The organism is Anaerotruncus massiliensis (ex Togo et al. 2026) (genome assembly GCF_030825285.1).
Classification (GTDB): domain Bacteria; phylum Bacillota; class Clostridia; order Oscillospirales; family Ruminococcaceae; genus Anaerotruncus; species Anaerotruncus massiliensis.
In genome coordinates this window covers 1-4,420 of record NZ_JAPJQF010000095.1, presented here as the reverse complement: position 1 = coordinate 4,420, position 4,420 = coordinate 1, and the positions used below count along the sequence as shown (strand labels likewise).

5 protein-coding genes are annotated in these 4,420 nt (G+C 62.3%); 1 reads left to right on the top strand and 4 read right to left on the bottom strand.

Translation table 11 applies throughout. The features are described from left to right. Positions 1-42 precede the first annotated feature (42 nt). Positions 43-276 carry a helix-turn-helix domain-containing protein gene (locus tag RCI06_RS14225; RefSeq protein WP_121587134.1) on the bottom strand — a complete coding sequence of 78 codons (234 nt, stop codon included), beginning with the start codon at positions 274-276 and terminating at the stop codon, positions 43-45. 101 nt (positions 277-377) lie between these two features. Here RCI06_RS14225 and RCI06_RS14220 point away from each other — a divergent pair, with 101 nt between their 5' ends. Further along, entirely contained in the window at positions 378-641 is a 264-nt protein-coding gene (locus RCI06_RS14220; protein ID WP_121587135.1) for a DUF6809 family protein, read from the top strand. Between the two features lie 161 nt (positions 642-802). Here the strand turns inward: RCI06_RS14220 and RCI06_RS14215 are convergent, their stop codons facing one another. From RCI06_RS14215 to RCI06_RS14205, 3 genes are all read right to left on the bottom strand, one after another. Then, the gene (locus RCI06_RS14215) at positions 803-3,052 is read right to left on the bottom strand and encodes a vitamin B12-dependent ribonucleotide reductase (RefSeq protein WP_276874622.1); all 2,250 of its coding nucleotides are present in this window, start codon (positions 3,050-3,052) and stop codon (positions 803-805) included. A gap of 144 nt (positions 3,053-3,196) precedes the next feature. After that, positions 3,197-3,478, bottom strand: coding sequence for a hypothetical protein (locus RCI06_RS14210; protein WP_306576424.1), 282 nt, complete (start codon positions 3,476-3,478; stop codon positions 3,197-3,199). Positions 3,479-3,493: 15 nt separating this feature from the next. Next, entirely contained in the window at positions 3,494-4,237 is a 744-nt protein-coding gene (locus tag RCI06_RS14205; RefSeq protein ID WP_306576423.1) for a hypothetical protein, read from the bottom strand. Between the last annotated feature and the right edge of the window lie 183 nt (positions 4,238-4,420).

The window sequence follows — 4,420 nt, the reverse complement described above, 5'->3', positions numbered from 1 at the left end:
GCGCGGCTTTGCCGCGCACGCGCGCAAAGCGCGCGAACGCCTCTACGGGGCGTTGTTTTCCGCCGGCGGCTCCGGGGAGTCTGTCAATCCAGCCAGATAGTCAAGGCTCACGCCATAGTATTGCGCCAGCTGAATCATAAATGCAAATGGCGGTTCGCGTTCCCCCTGCTCATAACGAGCGTAAGTCGTCTTGTACATGTTCAGCTCGTCTGCCAGTTGCTGCTGTGTTTTGTCGCGGTCCTCGCGAAGATCATGTATCCGCAAATATTTTGCCATTTTTTCTCCTCCAAGCACGGTTTTCTGATTGCAATTATACACCGTTTGGTGTATAATTGGCTTTATGAACACCATATGGTGTTCATAAAGGAGGAAATGCTATGTCAGACACTTTAGAGGAGCTATATCTCGAGCGGTTATCCTTCATTGAGGAGCGCTGCCGCGACACACCGGAATATAACGCCGCATCGGACGAATACGACGCGGCGCGCGCGGCGCTCCGGCAAACGCTCAACAAACGCCAGCGGCGTTTGTTGCTGCGCGTCGAGGACGCGCAGGCCGCGCTGTGCGACTGCACGGCCGCGGCGGCGTTTGCCGGGGGCTGGCGGCTGCGGGCGAGGCTGGCGGCCTCCGCCGGGCTTTGACGGGACCCCGCCTCACGGGTCGCGGCGGGGTGGGGCGCGGGGCGGCCGGCCTGATCAAAGTTTTCGCAAGGCCTTTTTCAAAAGGCCGGCCCCTGCGGCTCGAAAGAGCCGCAAAAGGAAAGCCGGGGACTTTCGTCCCCGGCCTTCTTTTTCCGTTCTCCTCAGTTGCACTTGGAGTATCCGCAGCTGCGGCAGCTTACGCAGCCGCCCTCATGTTCGAGGGCGCTGCCGCACTCGGGGCAGAATTTCGCGTTGAGGGCCGCCGCGCCGGAGGCGGGCGCCTCGGTCCGGGCGGGTTCCGCCGCGGGCAGGCCGAGCTTCTGGTTCTCGATCATGTCGGCGGTCTTTTTGATGACGCGGGCGATCGCGTCGGGGCAGGAGGTGCACTTCATCCCCGCGTGGCGGATGGTGGAGGGGCAGCGGATGCCGCGGAGCTGGTCGAGGATCTCGTCAATCGAGACGCCTGAGCGCAGCGCGATGGACACCAGCCGCGCGGTCGCCTCCGACTGGGAGGGGCATCCGCCCGCCTTGCCGGTGGAGGTGAACACCTCGCAGATGCCATGCTCGTCATAGTTGACCGTGACGTACAGGTTGCCGCATCCGATCTTCATGCGTTCGGTCAGGCCGCAGGTGACCTCCGGGCGCGGACGGGGACGGATGTCCGTGCGCATGGCGGGCGGCGCTTCCGTCTCGCCCTCCTTCTTCACCGAACCGATGTTGAGCACCTGCTCGGCGCGGCTGCCGTCACGGTAGATCGTGACGCCCTTGCAGTCGAGCTCGTAGGCGAGCATGTAGACCTCTTCAACGTCCTCCATCGTCGCGCCGTGCGCGAAGTTGACCGTCTTGGAGACGGCGTTGTCGGTGTGCTTCTGGAACGCCGCCTGCATCTTGACATGGTAGAGAGGGCTCACGTCGTGGGAGCAGACGAATACGCGCTTGATGTCGTCGGGGATCTCGTCGATGTGCTGGAGGGTTCCCTCCGCGGCGATCTTTTTCATCAGCTCGTCGCTGTAGAGGCCGCGCGCCTCGAGGGTCTCCCGCAGCACGGGGTTCACCTCGATCATCTCGGTGCCGTCCATGACGTTGCGGATGAAGACGTAGGCGAACACCGGCTCCACGCCCGACGAGCAGCCCGCGATGATCGACAGGGTCCCGGTGGGCGCGATGGTGGTGATCGTGGCGTTGCGCAGCGGTTCCCCGGCGGCGAAGATGCTCTCCCCAAAGAGCGGGAAGGCGCCGCGTACCTTGGCAAGCCGCGCGGAGGCGCGGCGGCCCGTCTCGGTGATGAACTTCATGACCTCGCCCGCGAGGGCGACCGCTTCCTCGGAATTGTAGGACATGCCGAGATAGGCGAGCATGTCCGACCAGCCCATCACGCCAAGCCCGATTTTGCGGGTCTGTTTGGTGGTGAAATCGATCTCCTCGAGCGGATATTTGTTCACGTCGATGACGTTGTCGAGGAAGTGCACCGCGTCCTCGACCGTCCGCTCGAGTTTTTTATAATCGATCCGCCAGCCGTTCTTGTCCTTGGCGAGCATGGTGACAAGGTTGATCGACCCGAGGTTGCACGACTCATAGGGCAGCAGCGGCTGTTCGCCGCAGGGATTGGTGCTCTCGATCTCCCCCTGCGAAGGGACGACGTTGTCCCGGTTGAGCCGGTCGAGGAAGATGATGCCCGGCTCGCCGTTGCGCCACGCGCTCTCGACGATCTTGTGGAACACCTCGCGCGCCTCCAGCTCGCCGACCGCCTGCTTGCTCTTGGGGTCGACCAGCTCATAGGCGTCGCCGTTCTGCACCGCCTGCATAAACGCCTCGGTGATCCCCACCGAAATGTTGAAGTTGGTGATGTCCGCGTTGTTCTTCTTGCAGTCGATGAAATCGAGGATATCCGGATGATCCACCCGCAGGATGCCCATGTTCGCGCCCCGCCGGGTGCCCCCCTGCTTGACCGCCTCGGTGGCCATGTTGAAGACCCGCATAAAGCTGACCGGCCCGCTCGCCACGCCGCCGGTGCTGCGCACCGTCGCGCCCGAGGCGCGCAGGCGGGAGAAGGAAAAGCCGGTCCCGCCGCCCGACTTGTGGATCAGCGCCGCCTGTTTGATCGCCTCGAAGATCTCCTCCATCGAGTCGCCCACCGGCAGCACGAAGCAGGCGGAAAGCTGTCCGAGCTCCTTGCCCGCGTTCATCAGCGTCGGGGAGTTGGGGAGGAACTCCAAATTGGTCATCAGCTCGTAAAACCGGTCGGACAGCTTTTTGACGTCCGCCTTGTCGTCGTAGGCGGCGTCCGCGGCCGCGATCGCGTCCGCCACGCGGCGGAACATCTGCTCGACCGTCTCAATATTCTTTCCGTTTTCATCCTTTTTCAGGTACCGCTTTTCCAATACGGTAATCGCATTCTTGCCGATTTTCATATTGTCCCTTCCTCTGCCACAAGATAGTCGCCTTATATAGAATATCTGACACAAGATATTGTATCATATACTCTTTTACTCCGCAATACCCAAAAGAGGCGCGCCCGCACTTTTTTGCGGACGCGCCCCTGGCCCGATATGGATTTAAAGTCCCGCGGCCGGCGCGGCAAGGCCGCCCACCATGAGCAGCGCGAAGATCAGCCCTGCCATCAGCAGCCCCGCGGCCGACAGGGCAATCCCCGTGATCGGAAGCCCGCTGCCCTCGTCGGGCGCGGCGTATTTCCGCGTGACGACCCCGAGGAAAATCCCCGCGACCCCCAGCACGAGGGCGGCCATCAGGTCGCCCATCAGCGAACTGAGCAGCGCCGCGATGCCGAAAAAGAGCGCCCCGGAAGCGTTTGTCCGGTTTGGATGGAACTGGTTCATCTCTGTTTCCTCCCCTTAGTGAATGATCAGCGCCAGGAGCACCAGAAAGATCGATAAAATGGGCAGCACGACCCAAAGCAGCCGCTGCGCCGATAAAAACAGCTCGCTCGGCTCCGCGCCGACGCACCACCACATGTGCCGCAGATCAAAAAAGAGGCGCGGCCACCGCCGGTCCACCGCCCAGAGAGCCGCGATCAGGACCGCCGAAAAGAGGAGGTCGCCGTTGCCCCGCACCGCGTCTCCGCTGCCGGAGGCCAGCTGCGCCATGTCGTAATAGGAGGGCTCCCGCCCGGCAAAGGGGTTTTTCCCGTCGTGGGAGACGAAGGCGTCCACGTCGAGCACCGGCTCCCCCTGCTCGTTATAGAGAAAGAGGCCGTCCGGGTGGTAGGTTCCCCGGAACCGTTCCACCCCGCCGCTGCTGATCACGATCTGCCGCTCGGCATAGCGGTCCTCCGCCCCGGCAAAACGCACGAGGTAGTCCCGCTCAGGGTTTCCGGGCAGCGCGTAAATCAGCCGATAGGTGTTCGATTCCACCGCTTCGACGTCGATGCGCACCCTCCCCCAGTGATTTTTTCCGCTGTAGGTCCACGCGGAGGCGGAATAGGGGGACGCTTTCCGCCGCAGGAAGGTGTCGTAGAGGTCTGCGCCCCGCTGAAAAAAGATAAGCAGATAGCAAAGCGTCAGCAGCCCCGCAAGCAGGGCGCCCGCAATCCGCACCGGCCTCCGGTGCGCTTCATAAAAACGCCTCAGCCGCTCCATATCCGCGCCCCCTTTCCCCTCTATAGTGTATTACAAATCGGGGATTCCTGCAAGAAGCCCCGTCTGGCCGCTGGAAAAAGGGAACTCAGGAAACAAAAAAGCAACGCCCGAAGGACGTTGCTTTTTGTGGAGCTGGCATAGACCTATCTTCCCGGGAAGTCACCCTCCAAGTATTGTCGGCAC